General features: G+C 44.8%; 4 protein-coding genes. All 4 read right to left on the bottom strand.

Annotated features, from left to right (window positions below; all coding sequences use genetic code 11):
- A partial coding sequence (glyS, locus tag ACTXGO_RS10450) for a glycine--tRNA ligase subunit beta (RefSeq protein WP_443574394.1) occupies positions 1–1,802 on the bottom strand: 1,802 nt, incomplete at its 3' end.
- Positions 1,803–1,844: 42 nt separating this feature from the next.
- Positions 1,845–2,240 (bottom strand): GFA family protein, encoded by a 396-nt coding sequence (locus tag ACTXGO_RS10445; protein ID WP_435949576.1) that lies wholly within the window; start codon positions 2,238–2,240, stop codon positions 1,845–1,847.
- Between the two features lie 19 nt (positions 2,241–2,259).
- Complete coding sequence (glyQ, locus tag ACTXGO_RS10440; RefSeq protein ID WP_443542975.1) at positions 2,260–3,234, bottom strand: glycine--tRNA ligase subunit alpha; 975 nt, start codon at positions 3,232–3,234, stop codon at positions 2,260–2,262.
- A gap of 285 nt (positions 3,235–3,519) precedes the next feature.
- Positions 3,520–3,732: a PspC domain-containing protein gene (locus ACTXGO_RS10435; protein WP_317199141.1), complete on the bottom strand. Its 213-nt coding sequence runs from the start codon at positions 3,730–3,732 to the stop codon at positions 3,520–3,522.
- Positions 3,733–4,182: the final 450 nt, after the last annotated feature.

The following is a 4,182-nucleotide window of genomic DNA, read 5'->3' as shown; positions in this document are numbered from 1 at the left end:
TCAGACTTGGCCAAAATATTTGCCACGCGCTTGTTAGATTCTGCAAGCATACCCGCTTGAGGCAGCTCACTAAAAGCTTGTACCGCGCGAATACGTTGATCAAAATCAAGCGGCATGTGCGGGTTGATCGCTTGCACTGCTTGAATGGTATCGACGCTGACGCCTTGCTCGGTATACATTGCCCGATAGCGCGAGTTCAAAAAGGTCATGACTTGAGTAAAAGCATCACCCATTTTGGCAATTTTGCTGCCGCTCTTATCGCTATAGCCTTTAATCGCTTGCTCAACGAGCGCCACCAGATTAATCGGTAACTGCTTTTCGATCAATATACGCAAAATACCGATAGCTGAGCGGCGTAAGCTAAATGGATCTTTTGAACCCGTCGGCGCTTGATCTATCGCAAAGATACCGACTAAGGTATCTAAACGATCTGCCAATGCTAAGCAAATACCAATCGCGGTTTGCGGCAACTCGTCGCCGCTGAATTTGGGCAGATACTGCTCCTCAATAGCGGCTGCGACAGCTTCTGGCTCACCATTCAAACGCGCGTAATAAGTACCTGCAATACCCTGCAATTCAGGATACTCACCCACCAGTGAGCTGGCCAAATCTGCTTTAGACAGTATCGCTGCCCGTACCGTCTCATTGATATCTATGGTATGGCCTTGCTCTTGCATCAAAGTGGCGATAAAAGCGGCAAGTTTAGCAATACGCTCAGATTTTTCCCAAATCGTCCCAAGCTTATCTTGGAACACCCGTGTTTTTAGACTTTCCGTCAGTGCAAACAACGGCTGTTTTTGATCTTGCAAAAAGAAGAACTCAGCATCGGCCAGGCGCGGGCGCACCACTTTTTCGTTCCCTTCGATGATTTGATTGGGATCTTTTGATTCGATATTGGTGATAAAGATAAAGTAAGGCTGCAATTTGCCTTGTTTGTCCGTTAAGCAAAAGTACTTTTGATCCGCCTGCATGGTAGAGATCAGCGCCTCTTGCGGTACTTGCAAAAAGCGCGGCTCAAAACTTGCGCGCAGGGCAATTGGGAAATCTACTAAAGCAGTCACTTCATCTAGTAAATCCTGCGGAATAATAGCATTAGCATTGACCTCATCAGCTAATGTTTTAACTTGGTTTTTGATTAGCATCTGACGGGTATCAAAATCTGCAACGACTTTGAGCCCTTTTAATAAGCCCTCATAGTCATTAGCATGAGTAATAGCGTAGTACTCAGGACTATGAAAGCGATGACCGCGCGTTTGATTGCTCGTATTGTGGCCTTGAATCGTCGCCTCAATCACCGTGTCATCCTGCATCAATACTACCCACTGCACAGGGCGAACAAATTCCTCGCGACTGCTACCTGCGCGCATACGCTTGGCAATCGGCAAGTTATCTAATGCCGTTTGAAAGATACCAGGTAATAGCTCTGTCGTCGCGCGGCCCTGTATTAATTGCTCATAGCCGACATAATCGCCTTTGTCAGTATTGATAGTGATAAGCTCACTGGCCTCGATACCTAATCCTTTGGCAAAGCCCATCGCCGCGCGTGTCGGATTACCATCGCTATCGAAAGCCGCTTTTATCGCAGGCCCACGTTTTTGCTCGCTGCGATCAGGCTGGCTTTGTGCTATACCCTGAATCTGAATCGCCAAACGGCGCGGCGCGGCAAAGGCCTTGATACTATCAAAGGTAATATCAGCCTCATCTAATTGCTCTTTAACACTATGCTCTAGCGCATTACGTAAGGGTTTTAGGCTCTTTGGCGGTAGCTCTTCACAGCCTAATTCAAATAATATGGTACTCATAATGGACTCTATTTTTATAAATTCTTAATTGATATAAAAGTGTTAGTATTCATCTATTTGCGGTAAATCATCTGTAATGCTATGCCAAGGCGCTTTACTAGCAACAAAGATATGACGCTGGGGCGTAACTTGCGGATCGTTATCTAAAGTACCTAGTGGAAACCCTAGCACCTCAGGCTTGGCGTCAAACTTGGTATACATCTGTGAGCCACAAACCCTACAAAATCCTTTGTACTCACCTGATGATGACTCATAAAACGTCAGTAGCTCTTGACCTTGAGTCGTCTGCCAATCTTTTGTCAATACCACACCGCGAGTTCGAAACGCACTACTATGCAGCTTGCGACACATCGAGCAATGACAGTTTAGAACATCGGTTATGTCACCGCTGATCTGGTACACAATACCGCCGCAAAGGCAGCTGCCATAATGATTCATACTTTGCTCCACAAGCTTATTACTCGCTCTCAACTTTTGGCAAATACTTATCTAAAGCCGCTTGGCGATGCTCATCATCTGCAAGCGGGAAGCCGAGCTTGGCGCGCGCCTCGACGTAGCCAAAAGCGACTTTGCGTGCCAGCGTACGTACGCGCAAAATAAAGCGCTGACGCTCGGTTACTGAGATTGCACCGCGCGCATCGAGTAAGTTAAAAGCGTGTGAGGCTTTGAGCACCATCTCATAAGCAGGTAGCGGCAACCCTACGTCAACGAGCTTATCTGCTTGCTGCTCATAAAAGTCAAACATCTGCCCCATCATAGGCACATCTGCGTGCTCAAAGTTATAGGTCGATTGCTCCACCTCGTTTTGGTGAAAGACATCGCCATAAGTCACGCGGCCAAATTCGCCATCGGCCCAGACCAAATCATAAACGCTATCAACACCTTGCACATACATGGCTAGGCGCTCAAGACCGTAAGTAATCTCGCCTGTCACGGGGAAGCATTCGATACCGCCGACTTGCTGAAAATAAGTAAACTGCGTGACCTCCATACCGTTGAGCCAAATCTCCCAGCCAAGGCCCCACGCGCCAAGCGTAGGCGACTCCCAATTGTCCTCAACAAAACGCACATCATGCACGAGCGGATCAATACCGATCGCTCTGAGTGAGTCCAAGTACAGCTCTTGGATATTGGGCGGATTGGGCTTGAGCACGACTTGAAACTGATAATAATGCTGCAAACGATTAGGGTTGTCGCCATAACGACCGTCTGTTGGACGACGCGAGGGCTGAACGTAAGCGGCGTTCCAGCGCTCAGGCCCTAAAGAGCGCAAAAACGTCGCCGTATGAAACGTCCCTGCGCCCATCTCCATATCGTAAGGCTGCAAAATAACGCAGCCTTTTGCCGCCCAAAAGCTTTGTAGCGTCAAAATCAGATCTTGAAACGTCATCGGTTGCGTGTTTTGGTCTTGGGTCATATCTTGACTGGTCATAATAATCACTATGAATGAGGATGTTTAAAGTATAGAAACTTGCACAGTTTTTTGCTGCCAAGTTATAGTGTGCTCACCTTACTAAAAATTGATGATTTTATCTATATTTACGGCAACTATATTTATAGTTAAAGAACCTATTAATTATATTGAACATAACAAAATCTAAGCAAAAAAATACCCAGATGAATGAACATCTGGGCAGGAGGAAAAGTATATCAGGCACCCTGTTTGGTCAGGATTTTATTTTTTTATAGGTTGTACGTTTTATTAATGATGCTTAGCTTACTGATAAGATTGACTACTTGCTTTTGGCATAATAATCCAAAGAATCACATAGATTAAAATACCAGGTACTGCAGCGCTCAAAGTTGATACTAAAACAAACAATACTCGTATCCACGTAGGCGACCATCCAAGGTACTCTGCAATGCCGCCCATCACACCTGCAATCATACGGTTGTTGGTAGAACGATGTAACTTTACTAACTTAGCCAAATCTGACTCCTTCTTTATATTTTCTGTTATTTGTAAACTGACAATGCACCTTATACTTATTTTATGACTATTCTTGTTGTTGTCAGTACTTTTAACTTATGAGTAATTATAGCAAGTATCTCTATATAGTCTGTTGATAGTGTAAGTGTGCTTTGTGCATATTGTGCTAATTAAGGTTGCTACAATCTGTCATTACAGCGAGTAAATAGCTGATTTTAAATAGATATTTCAAAATGTTTCAAAGGTATTTTGTTGCTCAATTATTACCTGCTCTTGCTGCAATGATATATAATTTGGCAGTCTTTAAATACAACATTAGGGCGTGTTGAACATTCAACCATGGCACTGCTGATCGCTGCTAGTTTATCAAAGCTGTGTTCCAGACACGGCGCAAGTCGAAGATAATGTCTAGACCTTAGCTAGACTTGCAACACACTGCTTATATAGAGC

It is taken from the genome of Psychrobacter sp. T6-1 (assembly GCF_052258445.1).
Note: the sequence above shows the minus strand (reverse complement) of the source record. Positions and strands in the feature narration are given on the sequence as shown.

Bases quoted from the DNA above. Each gene is read 5' to 3' on its own strand.
- ACTXGO_RS10445 (WP_435949576.1), bottom strand. From the start codon at position 2,240: ATGAATCATTATGGCAGCTGCCTTTGCGGCGGTATTGTGTACCAGATC.
- glyQ (WP_443542975.1), bottom strand. From the start codon at position 3,234: ATGACCAGTCAAGATATGACCCAAGACCAAAACACGCAACCGATGACG.